Source organism: Pedobacter suwonensis, assembly GCF_044762335.1.
Classification (GTDB): Bacteria; Bacteroidota; Bacteroidia; order Sphingobacteriales; family Sphingobacteriaceae; genus Pedobacter.
In genome coordinates this window covers 20,449-39,776 of sequence record NZ_JBIWEB010000027.1, presented here as the reverse complement: position 1 = coordinate 39,776, position 19,328 = coordinate 20,449, and the positions used below count along the sequence as shown (strand labels likewise).

Here is a 19,328-nt window from a genome sequence, read left to right as displayed (position 1 = left end):
AGGATTATGGTTTTGTAATGACCTCCAGAAAGATTGTTTCCAGGTCATTGGGTAAACGGTAACATTGATAAACTGAAATTTTTGCATCGACCAACCGGGAGATAATTTTAGGGATATCTTCCTGGCTTACGCTCAGTAGGACGCCATCCTCTACTAGCCTCAGTTGAATGCGTGAGGCGCTTAAAATTGAAAAAGTCCTTTGGGGCGCGTCTGTAGAGAGGAAAAAACCCGATTTTGCCGCGTGCATCAGTTGAAGTGCTTTTAAGGTGTCCTGGAACAACAACTTGCCCTTATGGATAATGCCTACATGGGTGACGAGCTTTTCCATTTCTGCCAGCAGATGGCTGGAGATAAGCATACTTGTTCCAAACTGCCGATTCAAATTTATCAGGAACTCGCGGACTTCTATCATGCCATTTGGGTCCAGACCATTAGTCGGTTCATCAAGAATGAGTAATGAAGGCTCATGTAATAGGGCCATGGCGAATGCCAGTCTCTGCTTCATTCCCAGTGAGAACTGACCTGCCTTTTTTGCCCCTACAGCTGAAAGCCCAACCATAGCCAATACCTGATCGATCCTGGAAGGCGCGCACCTATACACGCGCTGTAAAACCAGCAGATTTTCTTTTGCAGTTAAATGCCCGTAAATCGAAGGGGATTCAATCATCGATCCTATTTTTCTAAGGCAATTCCTGCGATAATCATGGAATGAATGTTGAAACGCAATAACCTCCCCTTGCTGCAGATCCAGTAAGCCAAGTATTAGCTTCAATGTGGTGGTTTTGCCAGCTCCGTTAGCGCCCAGAAAACCGTATATTGCAGATTCGGGCAATTTGAGATTGATATCGCCGATCACTCTTTCGCCATCACGATAGCTGTAAGAGAGTTTCCTCGTTTCCAGAATAAAGGGACTGTTCATGAAGCAAAGGACCGTCTAAGATTGGGGAAAAACAAAATTATTAGAGCAAGTAGGTTATTGGTCCTGCATGATGGTTGAAGTACTCTGCAAGTTGAAACTAATTTGAATTAGCGAAGAGCATGCCGGTCGGTTATTAATCATTGTACATATAAGTCAAATTATTAGTCGGCTTATTTTAGTACCTTGGATTAAGTTTTTATTATCAATTCTTAGTCGCCTGTTGATGATGAATGATCTTTAGATTAGTAAACCAACCATCTGAACCGTTTCCCGTCCAAAAGCCAACTTTACCCACTTTTGGTGAGGTAAGCGGTTTTGACTTGAAAATTTCGGAGTTTGATCCATTGATGAAGACGGTAATTATCTCTGCAAAAATCTCCACTCTCACATGAAACCAATCTTCAGGGTTGATGCTGGAATTCATCGGCGCCTCATAACGATCAGGAAATTTTTCTCTTAAGATGGGCCAGTCTGATTTGGGCAGCGACATATATTGAACCGCGTGCTTTCGGCGTACGGGATCGGTTGTTCTAAAGTTAAATGGTCTGAAGTAAATCGATTGATATGTGGTATCGTTCTGTCCGTGAAAAGCAATACCTACGAAGCTTTCTTGCAGGACGTCTTTTCCCTTAACATCGAACTCGATACTACCTAGCTCAAAATCCAAGCCTTTAATCCATAGGATTCCCGGATTTGGGTTTGCCTCAACATAGATTATAGGTGAACGTGTAGGATCGTTTTTAATACTAAATTTCCGATTAATCGCCTCAAGATTATCTTCTTTGAGCGCAGGGGAAATTCTCTTTTGTGCGTAAGTACTAAAATTTGCCAGCAGCAGGCTGCTAATTAATGTTATAATTTTAAATTTGTTCATGAATTATTGTTTTTGATTATTTGCCAGTAATTTTAGAACTTGATAGTAATTAGTGGTGTTTCAGAGCTGTTCAAATCTGTGCAAGTTGATTCATATAAATTATGTCAGAAATTCAGGAGCTAGTTTTTCTTTGCACCCAGCGCATAGAACAACATCTGGAGTGGGGCGATAGTCAAGGCTGGCAGTCGGAGGATTTTGAAAAACTGAGTGATCGCATTTTTCAACAGACCGGCGTTATGCTCAGCTCCAGTACACTCAAACGCATTTGGGGAAAAGTCAGGTATGATAGTTCGCCAAATCGGAACACTTTGAATACACTGGCCAAGTTCATTGGTTTTGAAAGCTGGCGCGCCTTTGCTTCCGCACAGGATCTAAAGGGAAATCCTATACAGATTGAACCGGGGGTCACGATTTTCTCCGAAAAATCAGTATCTGAAAAAAAACTGTCCCGAAAATGGCTTATTGCAAGTGTCTCACTTGCAGTGTTTTTTGTTGCTGCACTGATATTCTCTGTGAGCGGTTCCAAGCGACTGCGATACGGAAAGCTCCTCTTTTCGAGTAAGGCATTGGCTTTCGGAGTGCCTAATACCGTAATCTTCCGTTATGATGCGACGAGTTCGAATGCTGATAGTGTATTTATTCAGCAAAGTTGGGATCCACGAAGGCGTTTAAGAGTGGACAAATATAAACATGAATTTGCCAGCACCTACTATTTGCCAGGATATTATCGCGCGAAGCTCGTATTGGATGATTCAGTTGTAAAGGAGCATGATCTTTTTATTGAATCGAATGGGTGGCTGGGAGTTATCGAAAAAAGTCCCTTACCATATTACCTGCCGAGAGGAGCTGTAGAGCATGAGGGTTGGCTGGGTATATCGCCTAAAGACGTAAACATAAATTATACCGACTATACTGCTAACGTTCCGACCTTTGTTCTTACCCGGGTCGATCGTGGTTGGGAAATTCCAGTTAAAGATTTGATGTTACAGGTGGATCTTCAAAATACATTTGAGTGGAATAATCCCTGTAGGCGTGTATCTTTACAACTGCTAGGAACCCGGGGAGTGATCACTATACCGCTGCTATCACCAGGCTGTGTGGGGGAGGCAATTGTGAGGCTTGGGGATAATGTGCTCGAAGGCAGCACTAATGACCTCTCTGCTTTTGGGGTTGACTTTTCCAAATTAGTCAGACTTTCCTGTATTTCTACGAAAAACTCTTTTCAGGTTTTTATTGACGGAAAGTTAGCTTACAGGGGGACAGCCATCCAAGGTACTGGCAACATTGTTGGCGTTAGAATATCATTTACAGGAACCGGGATCCTGAAAAACTTCAAATTGAGTAGAGCTATAAAATGATTTTCCTTCACTCATGGTTTATCTTTATTCTCAAAAATCATTCTTCGAGCTGATTTCCAGTTCCTCAAACTAGTCGCCAGCTTTTTTTCAGATCGATAGTCAACACTTCACCTCTTCAAATGAAATATATAAGCCGTCGATTTTGTGCTTGTTCGAATTAAAAGAGTGGGGGCATAGCGTTACCTTTTAGAATTATGGTTAACCATTTGTCATTGTTTTGTTCTTCTTCTTTTGAATCCTTTAATCAGTTTTTTCTAGCCCTAGTCGGGCATTTCCTTAGCCATGCTAAATCCGGTCTTTTTTTTCAACAATCCAGGTAAACGGGAGTTGCTCATCATAAATTACAGGAATTTAGAAATTTTCAGTGTCAAAGATTTCACCCTACTCACATCCGGTAGAAACCATTTTGTCTCTGGGTATAGAATTGGGGATAAAAATCACATTTCCCAACTTTCGCTTGCTATTCGTCATCAAAACGGGTATCCTTGTTCTCGTGTTTGATTTTATTTTTCCAGTTGATATACCACTTCTGGTGATGAAGACTTAGTAAAAAATAAATACCTGCCGCAGATGCGATAGAAATGATGAACATATTCAGTCCAACTGCAACTCCAATGCCCGCTGTACACCAGATTGTAGCGGCAGTGGTTAATCCATGGGAACTGTTTGTTTCGTTATTTTTATAAATAATCCCAGCACCCAAGAAACCAATACCTACCAATATATTGGCAATGATACGAGAAGCTGCGGCAATATTCCCCATGTGCTCTCCTATGGCGGTAAAAAGAGCTGCACCAAGGCATACAGCAGCGTAAGTTCGTATTCCTGCGCTACTAAAATGCCGCTCCCTATCTAGTCCGATTACACCGCCCAGTATAAAGGCCAGCAATAGTCTCAACACAATATTCCACTCGTTATTTAAGTCCATATCATTAAACTTTTAAAAATATCATTTCGTTGAATGTTGATGTGTGTATATGAATTTGTCGTTGCAATTCTCGAGAACCGTACGGTTTGGACAATTCTCGAAAAATCTCTACCTCTTTCATTGTTACTACTTCATATCAATCTTTTGTAATGGTGACCTCAACACTGCATTAAATACCCAATTCTATCTGAAAAATGCCTCCAAAAATGTTTCCAGGGGCATTAGTTTTAAATTTCCCGTCATTAAACTGGTAGTTAGCATTCAATTGTAATTTTAGCCGGTGAGCCCGGAAATATCTAGTTAGTCCGAGCTCAACAACCTCTGTTTTTTTTTCATACTGCCGAATATCATTACGGGGGCTTAACCGGGTATACCTGCCTGCAACCTCATAACCACTTTTTTTGTTCAAGATATAGGAAAGCTGTTGATTTAATCCGTGTCCTACATATACATTAGCAGTTTGTCCGTTCAAATCCTGTCGTATTGGGTTTGTGGCATTGCGCTCCATATATTCGAATTGATACGCCCATCCTCTAAATTTAGCAATAAAATCAAAAAACTGTGTTTTCAGTGTGACGGGGGTGCTCAAATAAATCCCGGTCTGTCCACCAGCTCTTGTTGTTCGGTCATTATAACTGTATCCACCGCCAAGTGAAAGTTTAAGGGATTGTTCATAAGCAAGATCTCCTTCAATATAATCCCCTTTCCCTTTAAATTCTCCCAAGGGCAATACCTCCGCGCGCCCTGTATAGGCAAGTCCCATATCGGTGCTTGTAGATACCCTCCCTTCGCCAGTGCTCACGGCAAACTTCAACTTCATCGGAACGCCACCTATTTTAGGTGAGTAATATGCCTTAAGCCCAAAGTCCCTGTCAATGTTAAAATTGGCGTTAACTAACGAGCGTTCTGCAAATTGTAACTCGCCTGAGGAATTCACCCGCTGTCGATTGCCAGGTAGTTTACTTTGGCCAAAAGAGATATAGAATTTATCTGTGAAGTTGTAGAAAACAACTGCATCACGTACAATATTCACAATGTCGGTGTCATCATAATCCTGGTCCCCCCTTGTAAAACCCAGTTGAATGCTGTAGGTTAGTTTTGAATTATAGATGAAGCCATCCATCCTTAGTCTCAGACGGCGGATTCTAGCTTCAACACGCTCCGTATTTTGTATTTCACCTTTTGTAAGTGTGTACATAGCTCGGTTTTGCATTCTGAATCGAAAATTAATGTAAAAGGTAGAGTCATCTCCCAAGTACTGTATCCCCTTGAAGTTTTCTACAGTTGCTTGTTCGTCATGTTGTGCAAAGCTTATAGTTGAAGAGAGCAGAAAGAAACTCATTAGCAAAAGCAATCTATTCATACTATTTAATTATATGTGATGTTAAAATCATAAAATGTTTGCTATATCCCATTGTAGGTCACAGCAAAACCTGATATAAATGAGGGTAATCGAATTAAAATTTGACCTTTCTGATGGAGGGTTTAGATTTAAATGAATTATAAAACCCTATTTAGAGTTTACAGAAAATTCCCTTCCGTTACATCGGATTGGAAATTGACAGTATTCGTCTGGAGCTTAAATTTTAATCGCTTATTCGTTGAAATAGTGGGATGTCTGGATTTTTCAGACCGAGTGAATCGAAAACTGCTTGACCAGTCTTTAAACTAAAAGCTGATTAAACTAATATCCAATTCAAAATGATATTTTATATCAATAGGGTTTTTTTCTTAATAAAGAGGGGTACTTTGGTGAGAGAAAGAGGTATAGTGAGAGAATAGTAAGGAAAGCCTTCGAAGCAAATATCATTTAAAGGATTTTTTTTTGAAAGGTTTGAGACGGGCAGCCTTACTATTTTAAATTGAGCTGTGGGAGTTTTGGCGGGCTGAACAAAAGATGACTGAACGCATTCAATTACGCTCTCATCACTAGACACCTCACCATGCCCGTTATAATACTTATTATCCTGATCGTAATGAAAGAGACTACTTTCACGTGTAAAACTGTTGATAACTATCAATAGATAGAAACCTGCTAAAAATATGCGCACTATTAGTCTCATTTATGAAAAATTACTTCAAATATAAAATTTGCTGCTTTATTCTAAGATAAAATTTTAAAAAAAATGACTGAATCACCTTCTATAGGTCAATAAATTCATAATGGAAAAAATCTTAAATATAGATATTAACCACCTAGATCTGAATCCTTTTACACTTACTCTCGAAGGTAATCAGATGTGTTAGAAATGAAATAAGTCACCAAAGAATCCGCGTCTCTTTCCGCTACCGTGGTGTCCACCATGACGTTCACTATGATGTCCATGTTGGTTAATTTCTTCGGCATGGGGCTGTGGAATCTGTTGAGATCTTTGGTTTGGGCCACTATAATCAGAAGTGCGTTCAATAATTTTGTCGAGCTCGCCCTTATCAAGCCACACACCACGGCAATTAGGACAGTAATCTATTTCAACACCCTGACGTTCGGACATTACCAATGTTTCATTACAATGAGGACATTTCATATTTTTATATTTAAATTGTGTTAACAATTATTGCAACAATCATCTTTTCAAACTGTTTGAGTTATCGATGAAAAAGCTTTACTCAGCCTCAATACTTGGCGTTTTTTAATACAGTATGTAACTTGTTTTAATATGTATAGCACTTATGGTATTTGATATTAGATATGTTTTTTAGTTTACAATTAGAATAAAATATAAGTCTATATTTGTCTTGTGAAATTTAGATTGATTCATATTGCTATCGCATTTGCGTTCAGTTTCCTGATAGATCAGTTTGTTGCAGACAATTCGCATACATTTCACGCCAATGATTCTACGATGATGCGAGGTTTGTCTCGGGGAAATGAATCATCCTTGCATAGTGTAATTGCTCCCAAAAGTTTTCTTTTAAGCGTCCAGTTCAACAGAAATTTCAAGATTTTGCCCGATTTAATCAATCGGTTTGATTTTTTATTGCTGGAAAATAAATGTCAACTATCTACAGGACATTTTGAGTGGATTGCCAATTTCACCACGTCATTCAATATCCAGGCGCTAAACCATAGAGGTCCTCCTGAATGTCATATTACAGCTGCTTAAATGCATTCCAAGTCTAAGGGGCTTTCTTGTGTTTAGCCAATTTCTTCCAATATTTTTCTTATTAAACCCTTGTCGGTAAAGCAAGGGGCTACTTATACCTTTTCAAATGGATTTTTTTAAACGGATTTCGCAACAGCGCATGTCCGCGATATTTTATATGCTTATGGCCATTATTCTAATCCGAATTTGTGCCATATTTATCATGGGGCCTATGCCTCAAGATGCTTATTATTTTTTCTATGCGCAACATCCCAGTCTGTCTTATTTCGATCATCCCCCGGCAATAGCCTGGTTGATTAAAGCTTCCACGACGATTTTTGGCAAAAATATAGTAGCTATAAAATTGGGTGACTCAATACTTTCAGCTCTTACAGTATTGAGTGTTTATCTTTTGGCACGTCTTTTCTTTCTAAAGAATATTGCAGGTAAAGCAGTTACTTTATTATTGTCTACACTCATGGTGAGTGTCCTGTCATTGATATCCACTCCAGATGCGCCGTTGCTTTTCTTTTGGACATGGACATTATACAGCCTTTACCGAGCTATATTCGAGGAAAGGAGGGTTTATTGGTTGTATTCTGGAGTACTTATGGGCCTTGCTTTCGATAGCAAGTACACAGCAGTTTTTTTACCTGCAGGACTTATACTATTTCTATTAATATCAACAAAATATCGTCATAGGCTTTTCTCTCCTTGGCCTTGGCTCACCATAGTCATAATGGTACTTGTCTCCGCCCCAGTGATTATTTGGAATTACGAAAACCACTTTGCTTCATTTGCTTTTCAGGGTTCAAAACGACTGGAATCCGTCGGCTCTTTTGAGCTGAATCCGAGATTCACCCTGGGTTTGATAGGCCATCAACTAGCTCTACTCATTCCTGTTCTATTTATCTTTCTGTTGCGTGGGGTATATCTGAGTCTCAAAGATTGGGGGCAAAAACGTGTATTTCCAGAAAAAAAGAAATTTCTTTTAAGTTTTTTCTTACCCATATTCTTGACCTTTTTCCTGCTTTCACCAATCTATTGGGTAAAGATAAACTGGATCATGCCGGCATATATATCCGGCATTATTCTCATAGCCGCGAGCGTAAAGGAAAAATGGATTGAATATCAGGTTATTTTCTCATTTATTATACACTTAGGATTACTTGCTGAAATTCTATTTTACCCATTTCCGATAAAATCTGATGATACCTGGGTGGGATGGAGGGCACTTTGGCAGAGAACTGAAATCTACAAGCAGAAATACAAAGCCGACTTTGTATTTTCAGCCGACAGCTACAAGTCTTCGGCCACGTTAAACTTGTATAGTGACTCTTTTGTTTTGGGGCAGAATGTTATTGGAGAACCCGCACTTCATTTTGATTACATAGGCACTAACCTAAGTAAACTTAAAGGGAAATGCGCAATATTTATCGATTCAGATCCCACGTTTAAAAACATTGCAAGGGGAGAACCAAACCCGGCAAAGCTAAAACCTTATTTTCAAAGCGTGAATCAATTAAAACCTATTATTATTTTTCGAAATGGTAAGCCTGTCCGCAAGTTTTTAGTTTATCTCTGTCATCTTTATAATCCTTTTCCTTTAGGAAAAAACCCGATGTCACAGATAGACCGGAAGCATCAATTAACATTTATTAAACAAAAGTCAACATCATATCCGTATATTAATCTAAAAAAATAGATACTATGCTTACTCAAAAAAGAATCTCAGTATTATACTTTATCAAATTAATCAAGAACGACCTGTTAACAATTGGTATTTATGCTATGACAATAGGAACTCTTGATCACTATGGCTTCTTAAAACAAATACAAATACCCTTGGCCCTCGCCGCTTTTGTCGGAACGACCATTTCCTTATTACTTGCGTTCAGAACTTCACAGTCTTATGAGCGGTGGTGGGAGGCGCGAGTGGTCTGGGGTGCTATAGTAAATGACAGTCGTACACTCATCAGGCAGCTCAAGCAGTTTCTACCCAAAAGCGACGAGGCTAAATGGTTCCTGGTATCCTACGCAGAACGTCAGAGTATCTGGTGTTACACGCTTGCAGATTCACTGCGCAAGGTTCCTTTTTCGCCAAAAGTTGCAGAATATTTCGAGAAAAATAATCTGGAAAGTGCCAATCGGCCAAATTTACTTTTAGATATTCATTCTAACGATCTGGCATTGATGAGTGAGCTTTTTTCTATAAATCCTAATAAACAGGTACAGGTTGATTCAACAATAGCTCGGCTTTGTGATTCGATGGGGAAATGTGAGCGGATTAAAAACACGATTTTTCCAAGGTCATATAGTGTGCTCATCCATTTTCTGATCTATGTACTGATGACCATTTTGCCGTTTGGTCTGGAAGACAAATCCGTGTTTGTGGAAATTCTGCTTACCTTTTTGGTACCTGTTTTATTCATTATGATTGAGCGGACAGCAATCTTCATGCAGGATCCATTTGAAAATCTGCCAACAGACACCCCGATGACGACACTTTCAATGACAATCGAACGCAATATCATGGAAATGGCAGGCGCCAGGCCTCCCGTTCAGCCACAGCAGCCTGATACTTACTATATCATGTAGTAAAGCAAAACTGGTGAAAATAAATTTTCTTCGAATAACATCTAAATAGAATAACGTATCGAAGACAACAGTATTAAAAACATTATGTTCCAAAATCACAATTGACAATGCCGAATCCCCTAAATTTAAATTTAACAAACATTGAAAGCAATTGGAGCAAATTGTCTGCAAAGGCAATAGATTATGCGCCCCGCATTGCTACTGCGATAATTTCTGCTGTTATCATTCTACTTTTTGGCTTATGGATGATCAAAATCATTAATAAAATCATTTCGAGAGTGTTCGAAAAACAAAACGTTGATATTTCACTGCGAAGGTTTCTAAGCAACCTAACTGACTGGTCTTTAAAAATCCTGCTATTCATTATTGTTATTACCCAACTTGGCGTTCAAACTTCTGCGTTTATTGCCATGATCGGAGCTGCAGGACTTGCTATTGGGCTCGCACTGCAAGGTTCGCTATCAAACTTTGCTGGAGGTGTACTTATTCTGACCCTGAGGCCATTCAAAATTGGAGATTATATCTCTGCCAGCTCTGGTGTCTCTGGAACTGTGATGCTGATTGATATATTCAATACTAAACTGCGTACCCCGCAAAACCAATTGCTTGTGGTTCCCAACGGAATATTGTCAAATAGTAGCATTACCAATTTTACGGAGCTTGGAACAAGAAGGACCTGGTTTGATATAGGGGTTTCCTATAATACAGACTTAAATAAAGCAAAAGATATCTTATTAAATACTATAGCCAAAAATGAGTTAGCTTATAAAGATCCGAGTCCAGAAGTTGTAGTAACAACCTTGGGAACAAATACTATAAACTTATCAGTCCGGGCAACAACAGGCAATGAAAACTTTTGGACAATGAACGAGCAATTGATTATCGATTGTAAGAACGCACTCGATGCGGGTGGAATAGAAATCCCTTTTGCCCAAACAGATGTCTATGCCATAGGAAAGAAATCCCATTAGACACTTTTACTAAGCCGCCTGTTGCAATGCTTGAAGCTACAGGCGGTTTAGATTATTCTAATACACTTCATTCAAGTTCAACTCCGAGATTAGTTTACTTATTTTGGTATTCACCAGTGAGGAGTGATTGATAAAGGACGAATACTAGCATTATATGACAATTTTCAGACGGTTAATTAGCTAATCTTTTATCAAGATATTTGTTTGTTAAAAATTTTGTTTATTTTTGGAAAAAAAATACAGTGAAATACACGAGTTTGTTTTTCGGCCTATTAATTTCGCTACTAAGCTTTGTGCCTTGTAGTGATGTATTCGCGATCAGCAGAATGCAACAGGCGACTGTATCTATCTCTAAAGATTTATCTCATCCTTCAAGGGAAGTGCAGGATTTTTGCTCTCCGTTCTGCATATGTTCTTGCTGTAATGTGATGAGTGAAATTCCCAATCCCATTTCAGTAGCGCAAGTGTTGCTTCAGATTACCACAGATTATCAGGTTCTCGAGCCCGCTCAAGTAATTTCTTTACCATTATCGGTTTGGCAGCCGCCAAAACTTAGTTAATTCAGATTTTTTCGATGCCATATTGTGCCCTAATTAGATTGGGGTGACAGTGTTTTGCATCGTTATTTTTTTGTTTTTAACTTAATTAAAAGAATAATGCTTCAAAAGATTATTCAGTTCTCCATAAAGAACAAGCTCGTTATTGCTTTGTTCACTTTGGGGCTGATTGCATGGGGAATATATTCCCTTAAAAAATTACCAATAGATGCCGTTCCAGATATTACCAATAATCAGGTTCAGGTCATCACACTTAGCCCATCCCTTGCTACTCAGGAAGTAGAAAGGCTTATTTCATTTCCCGTTGAGCAGACCATGGCAACTATTCCGGAAATTGAGCAAATACGTTCAATTTCCAGGTTTGGTCTTTCAGTAGTTACCATTGTTTTCCATGATGATGTAGATATATACTGGGCCCGCCAACAGGTTAACGAAAAACTCTCAGAAGCCAAAAATAATATTCCACAAGGTTTAGGAAACCCTGAAATCTCGCCGATTTCAACCGGCCTCGGGGAGATTTATCAATATGTTGTTCATGCCAAGCCTGGCTTTGAAGATAAATTTAATGCCCGTGAACTTCGAAGCATCCAGGACTGGATCGTTAGAAGGCAACTTCTAGGTACACCAGGTATAGCCGAGGTGAACAGTTTTGGCGGACTGCTTAAGCAATATGAAATTGCACTCGATCCTGATAAATTGAGAAGTTTAAACCTAAGTATCAGTGATGTATTTTCTGCATTAGAGAAAAATAACCAGAATACAGGTGGTGCTTATATAGATAAAAAGCCAAATGCTTATTTTATTAGGAGCGAAGGCTTAGTTGGTAACATAGATGATATCAACAAAATCGTAGTTAAAAATAATGCTAATGGCATTCCTGTACTAATTCATGACATTGCCACAGTTCAAATCGGAAATTCGATCCGCTATGGTGCATTAACTCGCGCAACTAAGCAGGGTGAAGGTGAAGCAGTAGGTGGTATTGTGATGATGCTTAAAGGCGCAAACGCCAATAATGTGGTGAAACAGGTTAAAGCCAAAATTGCCCGAATCAATAAAACCTTGCCTCAAGGTGTTACCATAGAGGCATTCTTGGACAGAAGTGCGTTGGTAGACCGTGCGATGGGTACTGTAGCGAAAAATCTGATTGAAGGTGCTTTGATCGTTATTTTTGTTCTCGTGCTATTCCTTGGAAACTTCCGAGCGGGACTCGTTGTTGCCTCTGTAATTCCATTGGCAATGCTTTTTGCAATTGCCATGATGAACCTTTTTGGTGTGTCAGGAAACTTGATGAGTCTGGGAGCAATTGACTTTGGATTGATTGTCGATGGTGCGGTGATTATTGTTGAAGCTACTATGCACCATCTTGGTATGCGCAGAGAAGGGAAACTTACCCAAGCAGAAATGGATGAGGAAGTATATGAATCAGCAGTAAAGATTCGTTCGGCGGCGGCTTTTGGTGAAATTATTATCCTGATTGTTTATCTGCCTATTCTTGCGCTTGTAGGCATTGAGGGAAAAATGTTTGGTCCTATGGCTCAAACCGTTTCCTTTGCTATTCTGGGTGCCTTTCTGCTTTCTATGACTTACGTACCAATGGTGTCGGCATTGCTACTTAGCAAAAAGATTGTCCATAAGAAGAATTTCTCAGACCGGATGATGGACTTTTTACACCGAAAGTATCTGCCATTGATTAAGGGTGCTTTAAACTGGAGAAAGGCAGTTGTGATCATATCTGTTGGACTTTTAGCAATTAGCATATTTGTGTTTACAAGGATGGGCGGTGAATTTATTCCTACCCTTGAGGAAGGGGATTTTGCTGTAGAGACAAGGTTACTAACTGGAAGCTCGCTTTCCCAAACCATTGATAAAGTTAACCTGGCTTCAAAAATCTTAGTAGATAAGTTTCCTGAAGTAAAAGAGGTAATCGGTAAAGTTGGAGCCGCAGAAATTCCTACAGATCCAATGCCAATGGAGGCTTGCGATTTGACAATCGTTTTAAAGGACAAAAAAGAATGGACGACAACTCATGATAGGGAAGATCTTGCTGAAAAGATGAGTAAAGCCCTTGAAGAAGTACCAGGGGTAAGTTTCGGCTTTTCACAACCTATCCAACTTCGTTCGAACGAGCTTATTTCCGGTGTGAGGCAGGATATCGGTATTAAGATCTTCGGAGATGATCTGCAAACGCTTACTGATCTTTCTCAAAAAATAGGTAAAATCGTCTCCAGTGTTCAGGGTGCGAAAGATTTATATCTGGAACAGGCTACAGGCCTTCCACAAATTGTGGTGAAAATTAACCGCGATCGCGTAGCCCAATATGGATTAAGTGTCGAAACGGTAAACCAGGCTTTAAATACTGCATTTGCCGGTCAGTCAGCAGGCCTTGTTTACGAAGGCGAACAGCGTTACGATATTACCGTTCGCTTGTCCCTGGCTAACCGAAAAGGAATAGACGATGTTAAAAACGTTTACGTCACCGCGCCTAGCGGAAATCAGATTCCTTTGGACCAGTTAGCCGAAATCGAATTTAAGATCGGTCCTAACCAGATTCAAAGGGAAGATACCAAAAGAAGAATTATCGTTGGCTTAAATGTTCGTGGTCGTGATATCCAGAGTGTAGTTACTGAGATCGAAAGCAAAATTAACAAAACCATAAAATTGCCAGCGGGTTACTATATTACCTATGGAGGGCAATTTGAAAACCTGAAAGAGGCAACAGCACGATTATCTGTAGCTGTTCCGATAGCGTTGCTTTTAATCCTTTTGTTGCTATATTTCTCATTTGGATCGGTAAAACAGTCGGTGCTGATTTTCTCGGCCATTCCAATGGCCGCGATTGGTGGTATTCTTGGGCTACTGGTTCGGGGTATGCCATTCAGCATTTCTGCAGGTGTAGGTTTCATTGCCCTGTTTGGTGTGGCTGTACTAAACGGTATCGTACTGATTACCGAATTTAATAGGCTCAAAAAAATGGACAAGTATTCTATCCGAGAAATTGTGCTGGAGGGTACTTCGATACGTTTACGGCCAGTGTTAATGACCGCGATGGTAGCATCACTCGGATTCCTTCCCATGGCCGTTTCCAGTGCCGCAGGAGCCGAGGTCCAAAAGCCGCTCGCAACAGTAGTTATCGGCGGATTGATTACTTCAACGATTTTAACATTAATTGTTTTACCAGTGCTATATACTTATTTCGAAGGCTTTAAAAGCAAAAAGAAAACAACCACGCTTCCACCAGCAATCCTGGCGATTGTAGCTTTGATTGGTTTATTCTCATTTTCAAGTCCCGCCATGGCACAAACCGGACCAACGCAGCCTATGAACATGGAGCAGGCTGTTTCCAGGGCAATTGGAAATAACCAGGCCGTCAAATCTTCCACACTCCAGATAGGGAAACAACAGGCCCTCCGGGGGAGCTCAACAGACCTTGGAAAAACCAGTGTGGATGTTCAGTATGGTCAGATCAATACCATAAAGAGAGATAACAATTTTTCTGCCACTCAAAGCATCCCTTATCCGGGACTTTTCAAGAGTCAGCGTAACCTGTACGATGCGCAGATTAAAAGTGCAGAGTTGGGCTTAACGGTTACCCAAAAAGAACTGACATATCAGGTGAAGACGGTTTATACCCAGCTGGCCTATTTCAGAGCCCTTGAAAAACTTTATCTAAGTCAGGATAGCGTTTACAGTAATTTTTTGAAGGCAGCATCCTTGCGATATAATGCCGGAGAAACTAATTTGCTTGAAAAAACAACAGCCGAAACCCAGTATAATGAAGTTCGCAACCAGATGAGTAAAAATCAGGCGGATATACTGGCTTACACGGCAGAACTGAAGCGTTTGCTGAATACAAAAGAAGACATCAGTATTATCCAGGACGAATTCAAACAAATTGTCTGGACTGGGGCGCAAGGTGACTCCGTTACTGCTGAAAACCCGATCCTATTGTTACAGCGCCAGCAAATTGAAATTGCTGATAAGGCCATCAGGGTAGAGCGTGCGCGTTCAGGGCCCGATTTTAGTGTGGGATACTTCAACCAGTCGCTGATTGGCCTACAGAATGTTGATGGGCAGGATATCTATTATGGCGGGGGCAAGCGTTTTCAAGGAATTTCAGCTGGAATTTCAATTCCCCTGTTCTTTAAGCCATTCGCTTCGAGGATCAAAGCGGCTAAAATTGAAAAGCAGGTTGCTGAAAGCGATTTCCTACTCTCGCAAACCGATCTGAGAGGTCGCTATGCACAAGCCTATCAGGATATGCTAAAGAACTCCAGGAGTACAGCCTATTATAAAAATAGTGCTTTGCCAAACGCGAACCTAATCTTAAAGCAAGCCCAAATTGCCTTTCAGGCTGGAGAGATTGGCTATGTAGAATATCTCCAGGCGATTCGCACCTATTCCGATATCCGCTTCAATTACCTGGCGGCAATTAATCAATACAATCAATCAGTATTCACATTACAGTACCTAGAAGGTCAATAATAGATCAAATGAAAAAAATAATGAAAGCCCTTAGCCGATTGTCTTATGTAGCCGTTGTGGCTATCTTACTTTCTTCTTGCGGCAATAAAGAAAAAGATGCTGCTTCGACAGAGGAAGCAGCCGATAGTACCCAAACAGAGGAAAGTAATTCCGTTGAAGTTAGCTCATCACAATACAAAGCAATCGGCGTATCCCTCGGCAGCCCAGAACTTCGGGCACTAAGTGGAATGCTCAAAGTAAATGGTTTCATCGATGTGCCACCACAGAATCTGGTAAGTATTACCACGCAAATGGGCGGTATCGTAAAATCGACCCCACTTCTTCAGGGGAGCAAGGTGAGCAAAGGCCAGGTTATCGCGATTTTGCAGAATCAGGAATATGTGCAGATGCAACAGGATTACCTGGAAAGCAAAAGCCAGCTCGAACTTTCAGATGCTGAATACAAACGTCAGCAAACCCTCGCACAACAAAACGTTAATGCGCAAAAAACACTCCAGCAGGCAAAAGCAGCGTACCAGTCAAATCTTGCCCGGGTGAGTGCGCTCAAGCAGCGCCTGCAACTGATAAATATTAGCCCATCATCTCTTAATGAGGGAAATATCAGAAGTCAGATCAACATCTATTCCCCTATCAGTGGTTATGTTACCAAGGTGAATGTGAATACAGGAAAGTTTGTTGCACCGAATGATGTGATGTTTGAAATCGTAAACAGCTCAAATCTGCATGTCGAATTAAATGTTTTTGAAAAAGACGCACAACTGGTAAAAAAAGGCCAAAAAGTTGTCTTTTCATTAACCAATGACTCAACACAGCGGACAGCAGTTGTGCAGCTAGTGGGTGGAGAGATCACTGCTGATAAAACCGTGACTGTCCACGCCATTGCACAAGGAAGCAATGGTTTTATACCTGGAACTTATCTTAAGGCTTTTATCGAAACTGGCGCTGTAAAAGTGATGACCCTACCTGCGGCCGCTGTAGTGGACTTCGAAGGGAAAAAGTATATTTTCGTTAACAATGATGCGGATTCAAAAGGGAAAGCCGTTAAGCCTGTTAAGGAAGATGCTCAGGGAGCTGAAAATAGCGGCCCGTCTTATCATTTCGAAATGGTTGAAGTAAGTACAGGAATTACCGACGGAGGTTACCTTGAAGTGAATGTTCCTGCAGGCCGCGATTTTACAGGAAAAGTGGTACTTAAAGGAACATATGACTTGCTTTCAAAAATGAAAAATAGTGAAGAAGAATAATCTTGTTATGCCTTAGGGCATTTCACACAGATTGAAACCAGGGTGTCCCGGTTAGGGGGACACCTTCTTTACAAGAAAACATCAAAAGCTATGGATAAGAAAAAAAAGGAACATGACCACGACCACCAAAATCACAGTAAAGCTAAAACTGTCCCGGGTGGAAAAAAAGTGAGCTCCAGTAATAAAACCGGAGGTAGAAAAGCAGAAAGCGAAGACCACGAACATGGAGGTATCTTTGGCCCGAATACCGAAATGATTTTTGCGATTCTTTGCGGAGTATCATTAGGAACGGGTTACGGTTTAACTTTTGTAAATGGTCTGCCAGACTGGATTAGCCTAGTGTGCTATATTCTTGCCTATTTCTTTGGTGGCTTTTTTACTGCAAAAGAGGCTATTGAAACTATCGCCAAAGGAGGTTTTGAGATTGACTTTCTAATGCTTGTTGCGGCAATTGGTGCAGCAATTTTAGGTTCCTGGGCAGAAGGGGCGCTTTTATTGGCTTTATTTAGTTTAGGGCACGCCCTTGAACATTATGCAATGGGCAAGGCAAGAAAATCTATTGAAGCCCTGACTGATCTAGCTCCTCCCGAAGCACTTGTCATTCGGAATGGGAAAGAATCTACCGTTCCCATTGAAGAACTGGAACTAAGAGACGTAATTATCATCAAGCCCAACAGCAAAATACCTGCAGATGGGGTGGTTGTAAAAGGGCAGGGATCTGTAAATCAGGCGCCGATCACTGGTGAAAGTGTACCGGTTGAAAAAGTTCCAATAGACGACCCTGAAAAGGATTATTCGAAAGAAGTAAAGATTAAAGCTGAACATCGTGTTTTCGCTGGGACTATAAACGGCACTTCGGTTCTTGAAGTAAGAGTAATCAGGGAGGCAAGTGATTCGACAATATCAAGGTTAATAAAAATGGTTAATGAGGCGGAAAAACAAAAATCACCCACACAGCTTTTTACAGATCGTTTCCAGAAATTTTTCGTTCCGACTGTTTTAATCCTTGTGACTTTATTATGTTTTGCGTTTTTAGTTATTGATGAGCCTTTTTCAAAAAGTTTTTACCGTGCCATGTCGGTGCTGGTAGCAGCCAGCCCATGTGCGCTGGCGATCTCTACCCCTAGTGCAGTGCTGAGTGGTGTAGCCAGGGCAGCAAGGGGTGGTGTATTGATAAAAGGTGGAAAGCCTTTGGAAGACCTTGGTGAATTAAACGCAATAGCTTTCGATAAAACCGGAACGCTGACTGAAGGCAAGCCTCAATTAACCAATGTTATCCCGTTAAATGATTTTCCGGAGGAGGAATTTCTAAAGATTGTCGGCGCGGTTGAAAAGCGTAGTGACCACCCTCTGGCGCAGGCTATTGTCAAAGGAATCCAGGAAAGATCCAAAGGAATTAAATTTCCAGAAGCGAAAAATGTCAAGGGTGTAACGGGAAAAGGTGTCGAGGCTGAAGTCGGAAGTAAGAAAGTTCAAATCGGTAATCGTGCTTTATTTAAGGATGATAAGATAGGTCGGGTAGTTCTTGATAAGGTTGAATCCCTTGAAAAAGAAGGCCACACCTCCATGTTTGTTAAAATCGGTGATGATTTTGTCGGAATTTTATCCCTTATGGATATCCCCCGCAAGGAAGCAAAACATGCACTTAACGCATTGGCGGAAATTGGTATCAAAAAAATGATCATGCTCACTGGCGATAATCAACGTGTTGCAGATGCAGTTGCCAAGCAGATCGGCGTGACTGATGTCTGGGGCAACCTGATGCCTGAAGACAAAGTCGAAGCTGTGCAGAAGCTTGCAAAATCTGAGAAAATGGTTGCAATGGTCGGCGATGGTGTCAACGATGCGCCTGCAATGGCCAAAAGTACTGTCGGCATTGCAATGGGAGCAGCAGGTTCTGATGTAGCGCTTGAAACAGCTGATATCGCCCTGATGGGGGATAAACTTGAAAGTCTTCCTTTTGCTATAGGCCTTAGCCGTAAATCAAGAGCTATTATCAAACAGAATCTGTGGATATCCTTGGGCGTTGTAGCCGTTTTAATTCCACTTACCATAGCGGGGGTGACCTCTATCGGCCCAGCTGTGGTTGCACACGAAGGATCAACTCTTATAGTAGTATTCAATGCCCTTCGCCTGTTGGCTTATCAGAATAAATATCCCAATATCGGCAAAGTAAAAGAGAAAAAATAACCCACATTATAGATCGTAGGACATAGGGGAACAGGATTCTGTTTCCCTATTAATGAGAACATGTTTATGACGTGGAGGGAATGCTATTGCGTTTATTTTGAAGCTAATTTATTTTTAAATA

Annotated in this window: 13 protein-coding genes; 8 read left to right on the top strand and 5 right to left on the bottom strand. The window is 40.6% G+C overall.

All coding sequences use genetic code 11. From position 1 onward, the window contains the following. Positions 1 to 4 precede the first annotated feature (4 nt). Both ACIQXP_RS24040 and ACIQXP_RS24035 read right to left on the bottom strand, forming a co-directional pair. Entirely contained in the window at positions 5 to 919 is a 915-nt protein-coding gene (locus ACIQXP_RS24040) for an ATP-binding cassette domain-containing protein (RefSeq protein ID WP_387508366.1), read from the bottom strand. Between the two features lie 202 nt (positions 920 to 1,121). After that, entirely contained in the window at positions 1,122 to 1,793 is a 672-nt protein-coding gene (locus ACIQXP_RS24035) for a hypothetical protein (protein ID WP_387508364.1), read from the bottom strand. A 101-nt stretch (positions 1,794 to 1,894) separates the two neighbouring features. On the opposite strand from ACIQXP_RS24035, the gene ACIQXP_RS24030 reads away from it, so the two are divergent. Then, on the top strand, positions 1,895 to 3,151 hold the full coding sequence (locus tag ACIQXP_RS24030; protein WP_387508362.1) for a hypothetical protein: 1,257 nt from the start codon (positions 1,895 to 1,897) through the stop codon (positions 3,149 to 3,151). Between the two features lie 460 nt (positions 3,152 to 3,611). Here the strand turns inward: ACIQXP_RS24030 and ACIQXP_RS24025 are convergent, their stop codons facing one another. The 3 genes from ACIQXP_RS24025 to ACIQXP_RS24015 form a co-directional block, all read right to left on the bottom strand. Next, positions 3,612 to 4,079 (bottom strand): MgtC/SapB family protein, encoded by a 468-nt coding sequence (locus ACIQXP_RS24025; protein ID WP_387508360.1) that lies wholly within the window; start codon positions 4,077 to 4,079, stop codon positions 3,612 to 3,614. A 169-nt stretch (positions 4,080 to 4,248) separates the two neighbouring features. After that, positions 4,249 to 5,277: a porin gene (locus tag ACIQXP_RS24020; RefSeq protein ID WP_472977853.1), complete on the bottom strand. Its 1,029-nt coding sequence runs from the start codon at positions 5,275 to 5,277 to the stop codon at positions 4,249 to 4,251. 1,045 nt (positions 5,278 to 6,322) lie between these two features. Continuing rightward, positions 6,323 to 6,604: a TFIIB-type zinc ribbon-containing protein gene (locus ACIQXP_RS24015; protein WP_387508358.1), complete on the bottom strand. Its 282-nt coding sequence runs from the start codon at positions 6,602 to 6,604 to the stop codon at positions 6,323 to 6,325. 685 nt (positions 6,605 to 7,289) lie between these two features. Between ACIQXP_RS24015 and ACIQXP_RS24010 the strand changes: the two genes are divergently transcribed. The 7 genes from ACIQXP_RS24010 to ACIQXP_RS23980 all read left to right on the top strand — a co-directional run bounded on the left by ACIQXP_RS24010 (position 7,290) and on the right by ACIQXP_RS23980 (position 19,207). Further along, positions 7,290 to 8,867, top strand: coding sequence for a glycosyltransferase family 39 protein (locus ACIQXP_RS24010; protein ID WP_387508356.1), 1,578 nt, complete (start codon positions 7,290 to 7,292; stop codon positions 8,865 to 8,867). 5 nt (positions 8,868 to 8,872) lie between these two features. Next, on the top strand, positions 8,873 to 9,760 hold the full coding sequence (locus ACIQXP_RS24005; RefSeq protein ID WP_387508354.1) for a bestrophin family protein: 888 nt from the start codon (positions 8,873 to 8,875) through the stop codon (positions 9,758 to 9,760). A gap of 107 nt (positions 9,761 to 9,867) precedes the next feature. Then, complete coding sequence (locus ACIQXP_RS24000; RefSeq protein WP_387508352.1) at positions 9,868 to 10,731, top strand: mechanosensitive ion channel family protein; 864 nt, start codon at positions 9,868 to 9,870, stop codon at positions 10,729 to 10,731. Positions 10,732 to 10,973: 242 nt separating this feature from the next. Next, complete coding sequence (locus ACIQXP_RS23995; RefSeq protein WP_387508385.1) at positions 10,974 to 11,291, top strand: DUF6660 family protein; 318 nt, start codon at positions 10,974 to 10,976, stop codon at positions 11,289 to 11,291. Positions 11,292 to 11,387: 96 nt separating this feature from the next. Next, a complete protein-coding gene (locus tag ACIQXP_RS23990; RefSeq protein ID WP_387508351.1) occupies positions 11,388 to 15,773 on the top strand; it encodes a CusA/CzcA family heavy metal efflux RND transporter in 4,386 nt (1,461 codons plus the stop codon). Positions 15,774 to 15,781: 8 nt separating this feature from the next. After that, on the top strand, positions 15,782 to 17,017 hold the full coding sequence (locus ACIQXP_RS23985; RefSeq protein ID WP_387508349.1) for an efflux RND transporter periplasmic adaptor subunit: 1,236 nt from the start codon (positions 15,782 to 15,784) through the stop codon (positions 17,015 to 17,017). A gap of 90 nt (positions 17,018 to 17,107) precedes the next feature. After that, positions 17,108 to 19,207, top strand: coding sequence for a heavy metal translocating P-type ATPase (locus tag ACIQXP_RS23980; RefSeq protein ID WP_387508347.1), 2,100 nt, complete (start codon positions 17,108 to 17,110; stop codon positions 19,205 to 19,207). Positions 19,208 to 19,328 lie beyond the last annotated feature (121 nt).

What these genes read in the sequence shown, in the direction of transcription:
- ACIQXP_RS24005 (WP_387508354.1), top strand. Translation starts at nt 8,873, where the DNA reads ATGCTTACTCAAAAAAGAATCTCAGTATTATACTTTATCAAATTAATC.
- ACIQXP_RS24020 (WP_472977853.1), bottom strand. Translation starts at nt 5,277, where the DNA reads ATGTACACACTTACAAAAGGTGAAATACAAAATACGGAGCGTGTTGAA.
- ACIQXP_RS24010 (WP_387508356.1), top strand. Translation starts at nt 7,290, where the DNA reads ATGGATTTTTTTAAACGGATTTCGCAACAGCGCATGTCCGCGATATTT.
- ACIQXP_RS24015 (WP_387508358.1), bottom strand. Translation starts at nt 6,604, where the DNA reads ATGAAATGTCCTCATTGTAATGAAACATTGGTAATGTCCGAACGTCAG.
- ACIQXP_RS24030 (WP_387508362.1), top strand. Translation starts at nt 1,895, where the DNA reads ATGTCAGAAATTCAGGAGCTAGTTTTTCTTTGCACCCAGCGCATAGAA.
- ACIQXP_RS23985 (WP_387508349.1), top strand. Translation starts at nt 15,782, where the DNA reads ATGAAAAAAATAATGAAAGCCCTTAGCCGATTGTCTTATGTAGCCGTT.
- ACIQXP_RS24035 (WP_387508364.1), bottom strand. Translation starts at nt 1,793, where the DNA reads ATGAACAAATTTAAAATTATAACATTAATTAGCAGCCTGCTGCTGGCA.
- ACIQXP_RS24040 (WP_387508366.1), bottom strand. Translation starts at nt 919, where the DNA reads ATGAACAGTCCCTTTATTCTGGAAACGAGGAAACTCTCTTACAGCTAT.
- ACIQXP_RS23980 (WP_387508347.1), top strand. Translation starts at nt 17,108, where the DNA reads ATGGATAAGAAAAAAAAGGAACATGACCACGACCACCAAAATCACAGT.
- ACIQXP_RS24000 (WP_387508352.1), top strand. Translation starts at nt 9,868, where the DNA reads ATGCCGAATCCCCTAAATTTAAATTTAACAAACATTGAAAGCAATTGG.
- ACIQXP_RS24025 (WP_387508360.1), bottom strand. Translation starts at nt 4,079, where the DNA reads ATGGACTTAAATAACGAGTGGAATATTGTGTTGAGACTATTGCTGGCC.
- ACIQXP_RS23990 (WP_387508351.1), top strand. Translation starts at nt 11,388, where the DNA reads ATGCTTCAAAAGATTATTCAGTTCTCCATAAAGAACAAGCTCGTTATT.